Here is a 17,324-nt window from a genome sequence, read left to right as displayed (position 1 = left end):
GCGCGGCAAGCGCGTGGCCAAAAACAAATGGCTGACCCCGCATGCGCGGGCGTCAGCCACGGGACTCGATGAGGCAGGCGCGTCTATCTGTTCTCGTCGTCCATCGTCAGCGCGCCGTCCTTCATGATGCCTTGCGCGATCTCTTCAGCCGATTTGCCGGCAAAGCCGTGTTCGCCGGCGGTGATGCGCAGGCTGTCGCCTTCCAGCGGACTCATCAGCGTGGCCGAGGACAGGAGAATGCCGTTCGCGCGGAACTGCACGCGCTGGCCCACGCGCTCGCGCGTGAAGTTCGCCAGCGCCTTGCTGCTGTCCGGCTTGAGCTTGATGTCGACAATGCGGGCGTTGGTGTGCGGATCGGCGCCGGGCGTGGCCTGCTCGACCTGCAGGGTGACGGATTCGGCGTGGGCGGCGAAGGGGACGGCGGCGGCCAGCGCCGCGGCCAGCGCGGTGGCCAGCATGGGATGTCGCATGGACGGCATGGAAACGCTCCTTCTGATGGACGACGGCTCCATCCTATACGGATCCCCTCGGGCGGGGATGACCGTCTGATATATTCCTGACGAAATTTTGCCGGCTTGGGCCGCGCCCGAGGACAGTGAGAAATGACCATGATTGCACGCGCGACCTGCCTGTTGTCCATCGCACTTCTGGCGGGCACGGCCCACGCCGGTTCCGCACCCGCTTCGCTGTCGTGCGTGTCCGAGAGCGGCAAGGTGGCGCTCAAGGGCGATATCCCTTCGCCGTCGTCCGATGAACTGGCGCTGACCTTGACGTACGCCGCGGCCACGCTGTCGTTCACGGCCGACGACGCGCCGGCGTATGTGGTCGCCAATTTCTCGCAGTCGGTCTTCACACTGGTCGCGCCGGCCGACGGGCAGGCGCTGACGCTGTACGCGCTACCGTCCACCGTCGCCGTGAAAAAGACGGCGGCCGGCGACATGGCGGGCACGTTCCAGGCCAAGTTGCTGGGCCCGCGTCCCGGGGGCAAGGCGGCCAGCGGTCATCCCGCGCCGCTGCAGGCCACGTTGAATTGCGATTACCGCTATTCGCTGTAGGCGCCGCCCGCTGCGTTCACTGCCCAGGCATCGATTTGCGCCGCTGCGCCGCATTTGACGGGCGGGATGCGGCACGCCCACAATCGGCCGGATGACAACCGGCAGGCGGGCCGGCGATGCCCGCCGCCACGATCCCGGAGGAATCCATGGCAGACACCCAGAAAGAAACCCAGAAAGAAACCCAGGCGCTGTTCGATCAAGGCCTGGCGCTGCGCCGCGAAGTGCTTGGCGCCGATTATGTCGACGGATCGCTGGCGCGCGCCAACGACTTCATGATGGCCTTCCAGAACATCACCACGGAGTGGTGCTGGGGCTATACGTGGGGCCGTCCCGGGCTGGAGAAGAAAACGCGTAGCATGCTCAATCTGGCCATGCTGACGGCGCTGAACCGTCCGGCCGAGATCAAGCTGCACGTCAAGGGCGCCCTGAACAACGGCGTGACGGTCGAAGAGATCAAGGAGATTCTCTTGCAGGCCACGGTGTATTGCGGCATTCCCGCGGGGCTGGACGCTTTCAAGGTGGCCAACCAGGTGCTGGAAGAGGAAGGCGCATTCAAGAAGGCAGAGCAGGCCTGAGGCCCTAGCCGCGCGAAAAACGGCAGGAATCGCGCGGTGCTTTTTGCCTTGCTCGCCCGGTGAGCAGGCTATGATGAATTGTCATCAAGTGTGTTACAAACACACAACATTTGAAATAAAACGCATAGACTTCACCGCAGGACTGCATCGCGCAGCCCTGCGTCTGACATTACGCGTTCGCGCCTTGGGCGCTGACGCATTTTCCGGCACAGTTTGCGACGTCATGCCCTGCCCGGGCGCCGCCGCGAAAGCAGTATGGCTACACAAACGCAGTTTCCCGATTCCACGCGGGTGATCGCGGCCTTCGACTTTGACGGCACGCTCACCCAGCGCGATACGTTCGTCCCCTTCCTGGCCCACTTGTCGTGGGTCCGTTTTCTGACGGCGCTCTTGCAAACCGCCCCGGCGCTGGCGGCCTTTGCCATGCGCCTGCGCAGCAACGAAGACGCAAAAAGATCACTGTGCCGCGCCGCGTTGCGCGGACGTCCGCGCGCCCAACTGGCCCACGTCGCCCGCGCCTGGGTGCACACCATCCCGCTGCGGCCCGCGCTTATCGAGCGGCTGCGCTGGCACCAGCAGCGCGGCGACCGCTGCGTGCTGGTCAGCGCGTCTCCCGATATCTACCTGGAAGAAGTGGCGCGATACCTGGGGTTCGACGACCTTATCTGCACGCGCATGGCGGTGGACGCGCAGGGCCGCCTGACCGGCGACTTTGACGGCCACAACTGCTGGGGACCTGAAAAGCTGCGGCGCCTGACCGAACGCTTCGGCGGCACGGACCAATACGAACTGCACGCCTACGGCGACAGCCGTGGCGACCAGTGGCTCATCGATGCGGCGCACCACGCGTGGTATCGCGGGCAGGCGGTCAAGCCATGACCGCCTTGCTTTCCCTCTTGCGTCCGCAGCAGTGGCTGAAGAATGGCTTCGTGCTGATCGGCCTGATCTTCAGCCACGGCTGGTCCGACCCGGCGCTGGTGTTCGCGGTGGGTGTGGGTTTCGTGGCGTTTTGCCTGGCTTCCAGCGCGGTGTATGTCCTGAACGACTATTACGACCGCGCCGCCGACGCGGCCCATCCCAAGAAACGGCTGCGCGCCATCGCCAGCGGCCGGGTGAGCCTGCCCGCCGCCCGCGCGCTGATCGCCGTGCTGTTCTGCGCGGCGCTGGGCCTGCCGCTTGCGTGCGGATTGTGGCCGGTGGCACTGGCCGTGGCCGGGTACCTGACCCTGAACATTGCCTACACGTTGAGCCTGAAGCACAAGGTGCTGGTCGATGTGTTCTGCATCGCATCCGGCTTCATGATCCGCCTGGCCTGTGGCACTTACGCGGTGGGCATCGTCCCGTCGCGCTGGATGCTGCTGTGCAGTTTCATGCTGACCCTGTTCCTGGGCTTTGCCAAGCGGCGCGCCGAAATTGCCTCGGCGCCCCTGGATGCGCCGGCGTCGGAGGGCAGCACGCGCACCGTGCTCCGGCACTATTCCCCGCAACTGCTGGACATTCTGGTGGCCATTACCGCCAGCACGACGCTGCTTGCGTATGGCCTTTACACCGTGGACTCGGACACCGCCGCGCTGCACGGGACGCAGCATCTGATCATCACGCTGCCCATCGTCACGTTCGGCGTGTTTCGCTATCTGTACCTGCTGTACAAGGGCGGATCGGGCGAAGATCCGGGCCGCGATCTGCTTGCCGATAATCAGATACGCCTGGCGGTGCTGGCCTGGGTGGCCGTGGTGGTTTTGCTTGTAAGGACGTAGACATGGCATATCTTTGGCTGATCCTCAGCGGGGCCTGTAGCGTGGCGGCCAGCGTGGCGCTCAAGGCGGCGGGAAGCAGCGCCGCACAAGCGGCCGCGCCGTCCCTGCTGAGCCAGGCGCTGCCCTATCTGGGCGCCATCGGCGCGTACGGACTGGGTTTTGGTTTTTATGCGCTGGCGCTGCGCCAGCTGGATCTGACGCTGGCCTATCCGTTGATGGTGGCTTTTGCCATCGCTGGCGTCTTTGCCTACGGCCTGTTGTCGGGCACGGAAACGATCACCGCCCTGCGGATGGTGGGCGCGGCGTTCATCGCCATTGGCGTCTTCCTGATTTCGAAATAGGCGGGCACAGGCATGCAACGTTTCTTCAATGGCGCGTGGTACCGCGGGTTCCTGCTCTGCTGCGCCTACGTCGTGGTGGCGGCGGCCGTCATGAACGGCTTCTACACGAAGTGGCGGCTCAACGACGGCCACGCGGCCCTCGGGCTGACGCAGATGGTCGAGGGCACGGCCTACCGCCCCTATGTGTATCGCCAGTTCGTGCCGGCGCTGGCCAATGGCATCCAGTCGCTGCTGCCGCCGTCCACCGTGGCGCGCCTGTCCGAACGCCTTGCCGAACCCCGGCGGGTGGACAGCCGCTCGGGCCTGGCGATGCGCTATCCGGGGTCCGAGGCCCTCATGCCAGCCGTGACCCTGCGCTATCACCTGGTCTACTACCTGACCTTCGCCGCGCTGCTGACCTCGCTTTTCGTCATGCGCCGCGTGGCGCTGCAGGCGGGGGCCGGCGCCGCGGCCGCCACAATCGCGCCCGCGCTGCTTGCGATGGTGGTGCCGTTCTTTCTGACCGAGGGCGGCTTTTTCTATGACTTCGTCGAACTGATGTTCATCATGAGCGCCGTGCTGCTGGCGCTGGGCGCGTCGCGCCAGACGCCGGTGAGGCTGTGCGCTTTGGTGGCGCTGGCCGGGCTGGCCACCTGGAACAAGGAAGCCTTCTTCTTTTTCACGCCCGCGCTGTATCCGCTCTTGCGGCGCAACCTGCCGCGGCAGCACGCCGCAGGCGTGGTGGGCGTGCTGCTGCTGGTAAGCGGCTGCGTCTATCTGGCGCTGCGCCTGCGCTACGCGGGCAACCCCGGTTCGACGGTCGATTACCAGCTGTGGGACAACCTGCGCTTTTACGTGGACCCCGGCAACTGGCTGCGAACCGAGAACACCTATGGCGTCCTCTTGCCGCGCGGCTTCAGCATCGTGAGCATGCTGGCCTTTGCCGGCATTGCCATCCACGGCTGGACGCGCCTGCCTCAGCCCCTACGCTGGCACGCGCGGCTGGCGCTAGCGATCAACCTGCCGCTGTTCCTGTTGTTCTGCTCGCCAGGCGAAATGCGCAACCTGAGCATGCTCTATCCGTCCCTGCTGTGCCTGCTGGCGCTGTCGCTGGCCAAATGGCTGGGCCCGCAGGGCGCCTTCCAACCGGCCGCCTCGGAAGTCCGATGATCCGTTTTTTCAATAGCGTGGTTTACCGCCGCTTTCTGCTGGCGATGTTATATGTGACGGTGGCTGCGGCTGCCTTCAACGGTTTCTATACGAAGTGGCGGCTGAACGACGGGCATGGCCCGCATTCGCTGGCGGCCATGGTGGACGGCACCGCCCACCGTCCCTATGTGTACCGGCAATTTGCGCCGGCCATCGCCAACGGCATCCAGGATTTGCTGCCGGCCGCGACGGTGGCGCGTCTGTCCGAACGGCTGACCGAGCCGCGCCGCGTGAACAGCCGCTCGGGGCTGGCGATGCGCTATCCGGAATCGGAAGCGATGCAGGCCCCCGTAACGCTGCGCTATCACATCGTCTATTACCTGACCTTCGCGGCGCTGCTCGGCTCGCTTTTCGCCATGCGGTCGGTGTGTCTTGCGGCAGGCGCCAGCGGGGCTGCGGCCACCGCAGCGCCGATGGTCATTGCGCTGTTGCTGCCCTTCTTCCTGACCGAGGGCGGCTTCTTTTACGACTTCTTTGAAGTGCTGTTCATGGCGTGCGCGATCCTGCTGGCCTGGCGCATTCCCGTGGAGCGCCCCATGCGTGCGGCGGGACGGCTGGGCCTTCTGGCCGTCGTCGCGGCCATGGCGACATGGAACAAGGAGGCGTTCTTCTTCTATGTGGTGACGCTGTATCCGTTTCTGCGGCGCAGCCTGCCGCGCGTCAAGGCTGCAGGCATCGTGGCGGCCCTGGTGTTCGTCTGCGGCTGCGTGTATCTGGCGCTGCGTGTGCGCTACGCGGGCAATCCCGGCGGCGCGGTGAGCTTCCAGCCGGGCGCGAATTTCTTCTACTTCCTGGATCCGGGCAACTGGTTCCGCACCGAAAGCACCTACGGCGTTGCGCTGCCCAAGGGCTTGAGCGCGGTGATGGTGCTGATGATCGCGGGCGTTGCCGTGACCGGCTGGCGGCTGCTGCCCACGCCGTTTCGCGTGCACGTGCTGATGGCGCTGGCGGTCAACGTGCCGCTCTTCCTGCTGTTCGCCGCCGAGGGCGAGGCGCGCAACCTGAGCATGCTGTATCCGTCGCTGCTAGCCCTGATGTCGATGGCGCTGACCGCGTGGATCGGTGCGGCGGCCGCATCGCCATCGGCTGCGCTTCGCGCTGCCGATTCCTGACGCGCGGCCCGGGCGGCGCAGCGATGACGGGGGCGCGGTAGCTGCGCGCCACTGCACCGGTTGCACCTGCCGCGGCCCCGCTTCGCAGCGGGTTGCACCCTTGACGGGGCTACCGCAGGGATAACCCGCGAGTTTTGGCGTGCCGTGGGTTATCCCTACTTGAGCCGGGCAGCAACCGGTCGATATGCTTCGGTTAACCGTAGGGACCGCAGAGTCTTTCGGAGGAGTTTCAAACCGAGCCGGCAGTTGCTGAAAGGAACCGGATTTGCATAATGCACCTCCTTTGGATTCAGCCGTCGCGGTCTCGCGGGAAAAGCCAGTGCGCGTGATCCCGTGGGCCACGTGGCTGCACCGCGTTTTCGTGGTTCTCATGTATGCGTTCATGCTCAGCCCCATCGTGCTGGTGGTCTGGCTGAGCTTCTTCAAGGACGCCATCCTCTATTTCCCGCCATCGGGCTATACGCTCTCCTGGTACGTCAAGGCCTGGGAAAATCCCGCGTTCGCCAACGGCTTCATCTTCAGCCTGCAGGTGTCGTTGGTGGCCGCGTTCATCGGCGTGGTGATGGGCGTGCTGGCGGCGGTTGCGATTGCGCGCTACCGCTTCGCGGGCAGCAAGGGCGTCAACACCTTGCTGCTGTCGCCGCTGCTGATTCCCGGCATCGTCGCAGGCGTGGCCGTCTATCTCTTTTACCTGCGCGCTGAAAACGTGCTGGACCAGGATCTTGTCGGCACGTTCGGCGGACTGGTCATCGCGCACGTGTGCCTCACCATTCCGTGGACCGTGCGTCTGGTCACGGCGGGCATGGCCGGGCTGGACGGCTCCATCGAGGAAGCCGCTCGCAACCTGGGCGCAAGCGCGCCAAAGGCATTCATGCGCGTGACGCTGCCCATGCTGCGGCCGTCCATCGTCGCTGCGGCGCTGTTCAGTTTTGTCGTGTCGTTCGAGAACCTGGAGCTGTCGCTGTCGCTGGTGGGCCCTGGACGCACGACGCTGCCGATCGCGATCATGCAGTACCTCGAATTCAACCTGGACCCGACCATCGCGTCGGTGGCCTCGGTGCAAATCCTGCTGTTGGGCATCATCATGCTTGTGACCGACCGCTACGTGAAACTCAGTCAGGTGGTGTAAGAAATGGCGAAGGTCTCAATCGAAAACATCCGCAAGCAGTTCGGCGCGGCGGTCGCGGTGTCGGATTTTTCCCTGGAGATTGCCGAAGGCGAGCTGGTCACCTTTCTGGGGCCCAGCGGTTGCGGCAAGACGACGACGCTGCGCATGATTGCCGGCTTCATCACGCCGACGTCGGGACGCATCCGCATTGGCGAAACCGACGTCACGCGGCTGCCGGTGCACAAGCGCGATACCGGCATGGTGTTCCAGCGCTATGCGCTGTTTCCGCACATGACGGTGGCCGAGAACGTGGCGTTCGGTTTGGAAATGCACAAGGTGCCCAAGGCCGACCGCGATGCGAAGATCCGGCGCGTGCTGGACATGGTGCGCATGACTGAGCTGCGCGACCGCTATCCGCGCCAGTTGTCCGGCGGCCAGCAGCAGCGCGTGGCGATTGCGCGCGCGCTGGCGATCGAACCCAAGGTGTTCCTGCTGGATGAGCCGCTGTCCAACCTGGACGCCAAGCTGCGCCTGGAAGTGCGCGAGGAAATCCGCGCGTTGCAGCGGCGCCTGGGCCTGACCACCGTCTTCGTCACGCACGACCAGGAAGAGGCGTTGGCGATTGCGGACCGCATGGCCATCATGCATGACGGCATCGTGCAGCAGGTGGGCGCGCCCGACACGCTGTACGAACGGCCCGCCAACCTCTTCGTGGCGGACTTCCTGGGCAAGATGAACGTCTTCACGGGGCGGGGCCAGGCCGGCGATCAGTTCGAGACCAAGGCCGGCCAGCGCATCGCGGCGCCGGGCGGCGGCAACGCCACGCATCTGGGCGTGCGGCCGGAGCGCGTGCGCCTGCAGACGCAGCCGTCCAGCGGCAACGCGCTGCCGGGCGTGATCGAGTCGTCGCTGTACCTGGGGTCGGTGCTTGAGGTGCGGGTGCAGCTCGATGGCGGCGACCGCCTGATCAGCCAGATCGTCAATGCGGGCGCGCGCGGCGCGCCGCCAGCCGCCGGCGAGCGCGTCTATGCGTGCTTCGAGCCCGACGACTGCGTCGCCTTCACGCAATAGGAGGCGCCATGACGACCGCAACGCAGGATGGGCGCCCCAGCCGATGGCTGGGCCCCGGGCTGGCCTTTCCGGCCTCGCTGGTGGTGCTGGTGATCATCATGATCCCGATCCTTCAGCTGGCGCGCTACAGCTTCAATCATTTCGACCCGGTCGAGATGATGCAGACCGCCTTCACGTTTGAGAACTACGCCAAGTTCTTCGGCGACCCCTACTACCGCGATATCTTCTTCACCACGCTGGGCATTGCGGCGCTGTGCACGGTGCTGGCGCTGGTGCTGGGCTTTCCGGTGGCGTACTTCCTGGCGCGCACGCAAAGCCGCTACAAGAGCCTCTTTGTGATCCTGCTGGTGTTTCCGCTGATGGTGGGCAACGTCGTGCGCGCGGCCGGCTGGATGGTGGCGCTGGGCAACGCCGGCGTGGTCAATGCCGTGCTGCAGGGCCTGGGCATCATCGACAAGCCGCTGACGCTGATGTACACGCCGACCGCCGTCGTCATCGGCACCACCGCAGTCGTCATGCCGTACCTGATCCTGACGCTGCAAAGCGTGCTGGAAGGCATGGACCTGTCCGTGGAAGAGGCCGCGCGCAACGTGGGCGCCAGCTTCTTCACCACGTTCCGCCGCATCGTCTTGCCGATCGCCGCGCCGGGTGTGGCGGCGGGCACGATGCTGGTGTTCATCCTGTGCATGAACGCGTACGCCACGCCGGTGCTGCTGGGCGGCTCGGGCCTGACCATGATGGCGCCGGCGCTGTATGACCAGATCACCAAGGCCTCGAACTGGCCGTTTGGCGCCGCGCTGGCGGTCATCCTGGTCTGCGGCACGCTCGTCATCGCCCTGATATCCAACTGGCTGATCCACCGGCGCTACATCAAGACCATGGCGTCCTGACCCAGACATCCCCCCCAAGGAAATTCTCATGTCCGCTGTGCTGTTCAAGAATGCGAACCTGCTCGATCCGCTGCAATCCGAGCTGCTGGAAGGGCACCACGTCCTGGTGGAGGACGGTGTCATCAAGGAAGTGTCGGACAAGCCGATCACCGCGTCCTCGGCGCACGTGATCGACGCCGCGGGCCGCACGCTGATGCCCGGCCTCATCGATCTGCACGTGCATGTGCTGGCCACGCAGCTGAATCTCAGCACGCAGGGCGTCCTGCCCGACGCGCTGGTGATGATGCGCGCGGTGCCCATCATGGCGGCAATGCTGCGCCGGGGCTTTACCACCGTGCGCGACGCGGGCGGCGCAGGCTGGGGCCTGAAGTGCGCCGTCAACGAAGGCACGGTCAAGGGGCCGCGCCTGTTCATCTCGGGACGCGCCATCAGCCAGACGGGCGGTCATGGCGATCCCCGTCCGCGTTCGGACCACCTGCGTCCCATGAGCTTTTGCGGTTGCTGCTTCCGGGCGGGCGACATCGGCCGCGTGGCCGACGGCATCGACGACGTGCGCAAGGCCGTGCGCCAGGAACTGCAGATGGGCGCGGACCAGATCAAGATGATGGCCTCGGGCGGCGTGGCGTCGCCCACCGATCCCATTGCGTCCTTTGGCTATTCGGAAGAGGAGATCCGCGTCATCGTCGATGAGGCGGCCAGCCGCCAGACGTACGTGATGGCGCATTCCTATACCGCCGACGCCATCGAACGCGCCATCCGCAACGGCGTGCGCACCATCGAACACGGCAACCTGGTCGACGAGCGCGTGGCGCGTTTCATGGCCGAGAAGGGCGCATTCGTGGTGCCGACGCTGGTGACCTACGAGGCGCTGGCCAACGAAGGCGCCGACTACGGGCTGCCGGCCGATTCCGTGGCCAAGATCGCCACGGTGCGCACCGCGGGCCTGCATTCACTTGAGATCTACAAGAAGGCGGGCGTGAAGATCGGTTACGGCTCGGACCTGCTGGGGCCGTCACAGCGCCTGCAAAGCGACGAGTTCCGCATCCGCCGCGAGGTGCTGTCCGCGCAGGAAGTCATCCAGTGCGCCACCACGACGGCGGCCGAAGTGCTGAACCAGGTCGGCCAGCTGGGCCGCATCCAGGCTGGGGCGCTGGCCGACATCCTGCTGGTGGACGGCGATCCGTACCGCGACCTGTCGTGCCTCTTGGGGCAGGGCGAGCACATCGGCCTCATCATGAAGGGCGGCGTCATCGAACATAACGACCTGGGGGTGTAGGGGCCATGAGCGATCCCACGTTTTCGCAGTCGGAAGTCGGCGAGGAATCCCGCGATGTCAACGCGGCCAAGGGGTGGCACCCGCCCTCGGCGCCCGCGCCCCGCGATCGCGGCCTGGGGCCGTTTCCGCGGCTGATCCTGCGCGGGGCCACGATCATCGACGGCACCGGCGCGCCGCCGTGGGGGCCGGTGGACATCGTGATCGAGAACGATCGCATCACCGCGCTGGTCAACGTGGGCACGCCGCACAAGGCCATCGACCCCAAGCGCCGTCCCGGCCCTGGCGATCACGAGATCGACTGCCACGGCAAGTTCGTGACGCCCGGCTTTGTGGACGCGCACGCGCACATCGGCACGCCGTATCACGCGATGAGCGGCATCGTGCCGCCCGCCGACTACATCTACAAGCTGTGGCTGGCGCATGGCGTGACCACCGTGCGCGAGATGGGCGCGATGGGCGGCCTGGGCTGGACGATGGAGCAGCGCGAGCTGTCCGCGGCCAACAAGATCGCGGCGCCGCGCATGATCGTGCATTCCGTGTTTCCCGCCGTGAATGATCGCGTCAAGACCATCCACACGCCGGAGCAGGGCCGCGAATGGGTGCGCAAGCTGGCCGCCCGCGGCGCCGACGGCATCAAGTTCTTTGGCGCGCCGCCAGCCATCATGGAGGCGGCGCTGGACGAGGCGGCCAAGGTGGGCCTGCGCTCGGGCTGCCATCACGCCCAGATGGCGGTGACGCGCGTGAATGCGCTGAAATCCGCGCGCTGGGGACTGACCAGTTCCGAACACTACTACGGCCTGCCCGAGGCGCTGTTCGAAGACCGCGTCGTGCAGTCGTTTCCCACGGACTACAACTATAGCGACGAGTACTACCGCTTCGCGGTGGCGGGCCAGACCTTCATGCAGGCCGCGCAGCCGGGTTCGGCCAAGTGGCGCCAGGTCATGGACGAGTTCCTGGAAATCGGTCACACCTTCGTGCCCACCTTCAACATCTACGACGCCAACCGCGACCTGATGCGCGCGCGCCGTGCGGACTGGCACGACGAGTACACGTGGAAGGCGGTGTGGCGCTACTTCCAGCCGCAGCGCGGCGGCCACGGCGCCTACTGGTATCGCTGGAGCACCACCAACGAGATCGAATGGAAGCAGAACTACCGGCTGTGGATGCAGTTCATCAACGAATACAAGAACCTGGGCGGACGCGTCTGCGCGGGCAGCGATTCGGGCTTCATCTACCAGATCTACGGCTTCGGCTTCATCCGCGAACTGGAACTGCTGCAGGAAGCGGGCTTTCATCCCATCGAGGTCCTGCGCGCGGCCACGTCGCACAGCGCGGCGCTGCTGGGCATCGATGACGACACCGGCTCCATCGACGTGCAAAAGCGCGCCGACCTCTTGATCCACGACCAGAATCCGCTCACCGACTTCAAGCTGCTGTTCGGCACCGGCGCCATGCGCCTGAACGACAACACTGCCAAGGTCGAATGGAAGCGCTGCCTGCAGACCACCATCAAGTCGGGCGTGGTGTACGACACCGCCGAGCTGCTGGCGGACGTGCGCGCGATGGTGCGGGACAGCTGGGCCGACGATCCCGACGGCGAGCGCCCGCCCACCGGCGGCGCGCCGGCTGGGTCGCCCTGCGACTCGGGTGAGGACGTGACCTGATGGCCGTCGACCTTTTCCTGTTGTGCGGGTTCCTGGGCAGCGGCAAGACCACTCTGCTGGTGGACTACCTGCGCGATCCGGAATCGCGCGATACGGGCGTCATCGTCAACGAGGCGGGCGAGGTCGGCGTGGACGGGGCCATCGTGGCCAACGACAGCGACAACGTGCCGATGACCTTGATGGCCAACGGCTGCGTGTGCTGCTCGTTGCGCAGCGATCTGGTCTACACGCTGAGCGCGCTGCTGGATGCGCCCCGGCCTGAAGGCGAGGGTCTGTTGCAACGCGTCGTCCTGGAGTGCAGCGGCCTGTCGCGGCCCGGCCCGATCATCGCGTCGCTGGCGGATCCGGAATTGGCCAGCCGCGGCCTGCGGCTGACGGTGGTCTGCACCGACGACTGCGCGCGCGATCCCGACGCGCTGGCCGAGATGGACGAGGCGATGGCGCAGTTTGGCGCGGCCCATCGCATCGTGTTGACCAAGACGGATCTGCTGCCGGCCGTGCCCGGCGCGCTGGGCGAACGCGCCGCGCGCGCCGAGGCGCTGAATCCGCTTGCCGAGATCGTCGCGGAACCGGATCGCCGGCGCGCGGTGCAGGCCGCGTTCGCGCCGTCGCAAGGCACGTCCGACCTGGCCGGCCTTGCGGCGCGAGTGCTTGCCGCAGGCGGGCAGGGCGCGTCGCATCCGCGCATCCGCGTCATGGCGGCGCGCGCGCATAGCGGCATCAGCTGGACCGATTTTTCCGAGTGGCTGGATAACCTGGCCGGCCTGTGCGGCGACCGTCTGCTGCGCGTGAAGGCGGTCGTGCGCGTCACGGACTGCGAGGAACCCATCCTGATCCAGTCGGTCGGCTCGACGTTCAGCCTGCCGCAGCGGCTGACGCGGCAGCCCGATGCGCGCGACGCGATCATCGTGATCGCGCGCGACATCGAGGCCGACGAGATCCGCGCGTCCTCGCCGGATGCGCCGGTGCAAATGCTGGTCTGAATCCTGTTGAACCCAAGGCCGCGCGCCAGACTGGCCTGCCGCGCGGCGCATCGTAGCAAGTCGTCAGTTCCCTTCGATACGAGGTTGTTATGCAAGAGAAAAACCTGAATCGCCGTGGCTTCATCAAGACCGCCTCCGGCCTGGCCCTGGCGCCCGCCCTGGGCTGGCTGCCCGGCATGGCCAATGCGGCCGAAAAGGAAATCGTGGTGGGCACCTGGGGCGGCGATTACCAGAACCTGCTGCAGCAGATCATCAATCCCATCGTCGCCAAGCAGGACGTGAAGGTGGTCTACGACACGGGCAACGCCGTGGGCCGCGTGACCAAGCTGCGCGCCGAAAAGAACTCGCGCCGCGGCAGCATGGACGTGGCGCTGCTGGGCGAAGTCGACATGTACGACGCCGAGCGCTCGGGCACGTTGGAGCCGCTGGACACCAAGAAGCTGCCCAACCTGGCCAACGCCATCGACACGCTGAAGACGCCGTATTCGATTCCGCACATCTTCAGCGCGATGACCCTGGTCTACAACACCGAGAAATTCCCGACCCCGCCGGATTCGCTGCAGGTGCTGCTGGATCCGAAGTGGAAGGGCCAAGTCGGCTTCTCCGACATTCTCTACCTCTACAACTCGGTCTTCGTGGGCCTGGGCGCGGACGGCAACACCAAGGATTTCGAGGGCGGCAAGCGCTTTCTCGCCAAGCTCAAGCCCAACGCGCCGCGCATCTACCCGTCCAACGAAGCGGTTGCCGCCGCCTTCAAGTCCGGCGAAATCGCGATCGCCGTCATGTGGAAGGCGCGCGCGCTGCAATGGAAGGACAGCGGTCTGCCGCTGGGCTTCGTCATCCCGAAGGAAGGCTCTGTGCCGGTGTCGTTTGAAGCGGCCGTCGCCAAGAACAGCCGCAACAAGGATGCGGCCTGGGCCTACCTGAACGCCATGCTGGATCCGCAAGGGCAGATCGGCTTTGCCGAAAAGATGGGCTACGCGCCCACCGTGACCAACGCGCAGTTGCCGGAAGCCTTGAAGCGGGTGGGCTTTTCGGACGCCGAGGTCAAGCTGCTGCACGCCTACGACCTGAAGGGCTTGACCGAGAAGAAGGCGGACATGCTCGAGTTCTGGAACAAGGAGTTCAAGGCGGGCTGATCGACGGGCGGGCGCCGTTTCCGCCTTTCCGGTTGTCCGTTTCATCGTTGTCCGCGTCATCGAAGCGCGATTCCTGCAAGGGAATCGCGCTTTTTCATTCCGGGAGCCGCTGCACTAGTTATGAAATGTTATATCATCCGTCTGCGTTTTGTAATGATATAACATCCGAGAGAGCAAAAGATGAAAGGAAAGAAGCAGGGGTTGGGGAAAGCACGCGTCAAGGCCTCGCGCAGCCGTCGACATGGCCGGGCGCCCTTGAAACCGCTGGTGTGCTCGCTGATGCTGATGGCGCCCGTGGCGCAGGCGCAGACCGCGAGCGAGACGCGCGCGCAGACCGTCGCGCCGATCACCGTGTCCGCCAACCCGTTGGGGCTGGACTTGAACAGCACCACGCTGCCCGCCTCGGTCCTGGAAGGGGACGCGCTGATCGAGCAGCGCAACGGGACGCTGGGCGAGACCCTCAAGAACCTGCCGGGCGTGAACAGCGACACGTTCGGCGGCGGCGCCAGCCGCCCGGTGATCCGCGGGCAGACCGCGCCCCGTGTGAAGGTGCTGTCCGATGGGTCCGAAGTGATGGACGCCTCGGCCATCTCTCCCGACCATGCCGTGACGGTCGAGCCCCTCTTGGCCGATCGCATCGAGGTCCTGCGCGGGCCGGCCACGCTGCTGTATGGCGGCGGCGCGATCGGCGGCGTGGTGAACGTGGTGGACAAGAAAATCCCGACAGAGGTGCCGGAGAAAGGCATCGCCGCCGAAGCCGAGCTGCGCGGCGCCACCGGCACCAAGGAGCGCGCCGGTGCCGTGGGCATCACGGCGGGCGAAGGCCAGTTCGCGGTGCGCGTCGAAGGCATGAAGCGCCGCACCAGCGACTACGACGTGCCGGACTGGCCCGGCGGCACGCTGGAAGGGTCGTACAGCGAATCGACGCAGGGCTCGGTGGGCATGTCGTGGATCACGCCGCGCGGCTATGTGGGCGTGGCCTTCACGCATCTGCAAAGCGAATACGGCCTGCCCGGTCACAACCACGAATACGAAGGGTGCCATCCGCACGGCACGCATCTGCACTGCGGCGGCCACGACCATGACCACGGCGACGAGGGCGAGGAAGGTCACGACCACGATCACGAGCATGGCGGCGTGCCCTACGTGAAGCTGCGCAGCAACCGGGTGGATCTGCGCGCCGAATATCAGGATCCGTTCGCCGGCTTCGAGAAGATCCGCTTTCGCGGCGGCCTGACGGACTACCAGCACGATGAGATCGAAGGCGGCGAGGTTGGCACGCGCTTCAAGAACAAGGGCTACGACATGCGGGTGGAGCTGCAGCACAAGCCCATCGCCGGCTGGCGCGGCGTGATCGGTCTGCAGAATGCGTACAGCGACTTCAGCGCCGAGGGCGAAGAGGCGTTCCTGCCGCCCAGCAAGACCCGGTCGAACGGCATTTTCGTGCTGGAGGAATACCAGTTGAACGACTGGCGGTTCGAGCTGGGCGCGCGCCAGGACTGGCAGCGCGTGTCGCCGTCGGGCGGCGCGCCGCGCAGCAGCCTGTCGGGCACGTCGCTGTCGGCCGCCGCGATCTGGGACTTCGCGCCGCAGTATTCGGTGGCGCTGTCGCTGTCGCGCTCGCAGCGCCTGCCCAACGCGCAGGAACTGTATGCGGACGGCGTTCACCTTGCCACCAATACGTATGAACTGGGTAATCCGGACCTGACGCGCGAAACGTCGCACAACATCGACCTGACGCTGCGCAAGCATTCGGGCGATACCACGTTCTCGGCCAGCGTGTTCCACAACCGCGTCAAGAACTACATCTACGCAAATACGCTGGATCGCTTTGAGGATTTCCGCCTGATCGAATACACGCAGCAGGATGCGGAGTTCACAGGCGTGGAAGGCGAGGTGCGGCACCAGTTCACGCCGGTGTTCTCGGCGGCGGTGTTTGGCGACTACGTGCGCGGCAGGCTGACGGGCGGCGACGGCAATCTGCCGCGCATTCCGGCCGGACGCGCGGGCGTGCGCGGCAACTTCAAGTGGCAGCAGTGGTCGGGCGGCGTCGAATACGCCCGCGTGTTCGCGCAGAAGGACATTGCGGCGTACGAGGACACCACCCCGGGCTACAACATGGTCAACGCGGTCGTCGCGTATCGAGGCCAGTACGGCGCGACGGGCTACGAGGTCTACCTGCGCGGCACCAACCTGTTGAACAAACTGGCCTACAACCACGCGTCGTTCATCTCGTCGGTGGCCCCGCTGCCCGGACGCAGCGTGTTGCTGGGCGTGCGCATGACGTACTGACCGGGTTGGGGGCGGCGCCCGGCTGTGCTATTTTCGGCGGATGCCGCCGCCCGCGGCGGCATCACGCGCCAGGAGCCCGCCATGCTGAAGTTCGCCGCCAATCTGTCGATGATGTACCCGGAACATGCGTTCCTGGACCGCTATGCGGCGGCAGCGGCCGACGGCTTTGCGGGCGTGGAGTGCATGTTTCCGTATGAAGCGCCGGCCGCATTCGTGCGCGAGCGCATGGATGCGGCCGGCGTGGCGCAGGTGCTGTTCAATGCGCCGCCCGGCATCACCGCGCAGGGCGACCGCGGCCTGGCGGCGCTGCCGGGCAGGCAGGAAGAGTTCCAGGCCGGCATCGAGCAGGCGCTCTGCTATGCCACCGCGCTGTCTTGTTCCAACGTCCACGTGATGGCGGGCGTGGCGCCGCCGGACGCGTCGCGCGATGAGATGCGGGACTGCTATCTGGCCAATCTGGACTGGGCTGCGCGCGAGGCCCGGTCCGCCGGCGTCACGCTGCTGATCGAGCCGATCAACACGCGCGACATCCCCGGCTACTTCCTGAACCGCCAGGACGACGCGCACGCCGTCGTGCAGGCTGTCGACGCGCCCAACCTGAAAGTCCAGATGGACCTCTACCACTGCCAGATCGTCGAGGGCGACGTCACCGCCAAGCTGCGCGAATACCTGCCCACCGGGCGGGTCGGCCATCTGCAGATCGCCGGGGTGCCGCTGCGCCAGGAGCCCGACCGCGGCGAGCTCGATTACGGCTGGATCTTCGGCGTGTTGCGTGAATTGCAGTACGGCGGCTGGATCGGCTGCGAGTACCGCCCCGCGGGCTCGACCTCGGCCGGCCTGCGTTGGCTGAACGCCGCCCGCGCCTGATCGGCG

17 protein-coding genes are annotated in these 17,324 nt (G+C 66.1%); 16 read left to right on the top strand and 1 reads right to left on the bottom strand.

Annotation, left to right across the window (positions count from 1 at the left end; all coding sequences use genetic code 11):
* Nucleotides 1-83: 83 nt before the first annotated feature.
* Nucleotides 84-479, bottom strand: a complete 396-nt coding sequence (locus tag HV786_RS13180) for a SecDF P1 head subdomain-containing protein (RefSeq protein ID WP_128829404.1) — start codon at nt 477-479, stop codon at nt 84-86.
* Nucleotides 480-602: 123 nt separating this feature from the next.
* On the opposite strand from HV786_RS13180, the gene HV786_RS13175 reads away from it, so the two are divergent.
* The 16 genes from HV786_RS13175 (at nt 603) to otnI (ending at nt 17,318) form a co-directional block, all read left to right on the top strand.
* Nucleotides 603-1,055, top strand: coding sequence for a hypothetical protein (locus HV786_RS13175; RefSeq protein WP_338076539.1), 453 nt, complete (start codon nt 603-605; stop codon nt 1,053-1,055).
* Between the two features lie 146 nt (nt 1,056-1,201).
* Nucleotides 1,202-1,630 carry a carboxymuconolactone decarboxylase family protein gene (locus HV786_RS13170; RefSeq protein ID WP_128829403.1) on the top strand — a complete coding sequence of 143 codons (429 nt, stop codon included), beginning with the start codon at nt 1,202-1,204 and terminating at the stop codon, nt 1,628-1,630.
* Between the two features lie 255 nt (nt 1,631-1,885).
* A complete protein-coding gene (locus HV786_RS13165) occupies nt 1,886-2,509 on the top strand; it encodes an HAD-IB family hydrolase (protein WP_128829402.1) in 624 nt (207 codons plus the stop codon).
* Nucleotides 2,506-3,387, top strand: a complete 882-nt coding sequence (locus tag HV786_RS13160) for a decaprenyl-phosphate phosphoribosyltransferase (RefSeq protein WP_128829401.1) — start codon at nt 2,506-2,508, stop codon at nt 3,385-3,387. Before HV786_RS13165 ends, HV786_RS13160 begins: the two co-directional genes overlap by 4 nt.
* Before the next feature lie 2 nt (nt 3,388-3,389).
* Complete coding sequence (locus tag HV786_RS13155) at nt 3,390-3,728, top strand: DMT family transporter (protein ID WP_128829400.1); 339 nt, start codon at nt 3,390-3,392, stop codon at nt 3,726-3,728.
* Nucleotides 3,729-3,740: 12 nt separating this feature from the next.
* Nucleotides 3,741-4,877: a hypothetical protein gene (locus HV786_RS13150; protein WP_128829399.1), complete on the top strand. Its 1,137-nt coding sequence runs from the start codon at nt 3,741-3,743 to the stop codon at nt 4,875-4,877.
* Complete coding sequence (locus HV786_RS13145; protein ID WP_128829398.1) at nt 4,874-6,028, top strand: hypothetical protein; 1,155 nt, start codon at nt 4,874-4,876, stop codon at nt 6,026-6,028. The genes HV786_RS13150 and HV786_RS13145 overlap by 4 nt, the downstream gene beginning before the upstream one ends.
* A gap of 319 nt (nt 6,029-6,347) precedes the next feature.
* Entirely contained in the window at nt 6,348-7,157 is an 810-nt protein-coding gene (locus HV786_RS13140; protein WP_175211050.1) for an ABC transporter permease, read from the top strand.
* Nucleotides 7,158-7,160: 3 nt separating this feature from the next.
* Complete coding sequence (locus HV786_RS13135) at nt 7,161-8,207, top strand: ABC transporter ATP-binding protein (protein WP_175211049.1); 1,047 nt, start codon at nt 7,161-7,163, stop codon at nt 8,205-8,207.
* Between the two features lie 8 nt (nt 8,208-8,215).
* Nucleotides 8,216-9,097 carry an ABC transporter permease gene (locus HV786_RS13130; RefSeq protein WP_056319944.1) on the top strand — a complete coding sequence of 294 codons (882 nt, stop codon included), beginning with the start codon at nt 8,216-8,218 and terminating at the stop codon, nt 9,095-9,097.
* Nucleotides 9,098-9,125: 28 nt separating this feature from the next.
* On the top strand, nt 9,126-10,373 hold the full coding sequence (locus HV786_RS13125; protein ID WP_128829396.1) for a metal-dependent hydrolase family protein: 1,248 nt from the start codon (nt 9,126-9,128) through the stop codon (nt 10,371-10,373).
* A 5-nt stretch (nt 10,374-10,378) separates the two neighbouring features.
* Nucleotides 10,379-12,037 carry an amidohydrolase family protein gene (locus HV786_RS13120; protein WP_128829395.1) on the top strand — a complete coding sequence of 553 codons (1,659 nt, stop codon included), beginning with the start codon at nt 10,379-10,381 and terminating at the stop codon, nt 12,035-12,037.
* Nucleotides 12,037-13,020 carry a CobW family GTP-binding protein gene (locus HV786_RS13115; protein ID WP_175211048.1) on the top strand — a complete coding sequence of 328 codons (984 nt, stop codon included), beginning with the start codon at nt 12,037-12,039 and terminating at the stop codon, nt 13,018-13,020. The genes HV786_RS13120 and HV786_RS13115 overlap by 1 nt, the downstream gene beginning before the upstream one ends.
* An 89-nt stretch (nt 13,021-13,109) precedes the next feature.
* Nucleotides 13,110-14,159: an ABC transporter substrate-binding protein gene (locus HV786_RS13110; RefSeq protein WP_056319935.1), complete on the top strand. Its 1,050-nt coding sequence runs from the start codon at nt 13,110-13,112 to the stop codon at nt 14,157-14,159.
* 279 nt (nt 14,160-14,438) lie between these two features.
* Entirely contained in the window at nt 14,439-16,451 is a 2,013-nt protein-coding gene (locus HV786_RS13105; RefSeq protein ID WP_128829774.1) for a TonB-dependent receptor domain-containing protein, read from the top strand.
* Between the two features lie 81 nt (nt 16,452-16,532).
* Nucleotides 16,533-17,318 (top strand): 2-oxo-tetronate isomerase, encoded by a 786-nt coding sequence (gene otnI, locus HV786_RS13100; RefSeq protein ID WP_175211047.1) that lies wholly within the window; start codon nt 16,533-16,535, stop codon nt 17,316-17,318.
* The last annotated feature ends 6 nt before the right edge of the window (nt 17,319-17,324 follow it).

This window comes from Achromobacter mucicolens (assembly GCF_902859725.1).
In the GTDB taxonomy this organism is placed as follows: domain Bacteria; phylum Pseudomonadota; class Gammaproteobacteria; order Burkholderiales; family Burkholderiaceae_B; genus Achromobacter; species Achromobacter mucicolens.
This window is presented reverse-complemented; position numbering and strand designations above follow the sequence as displayed.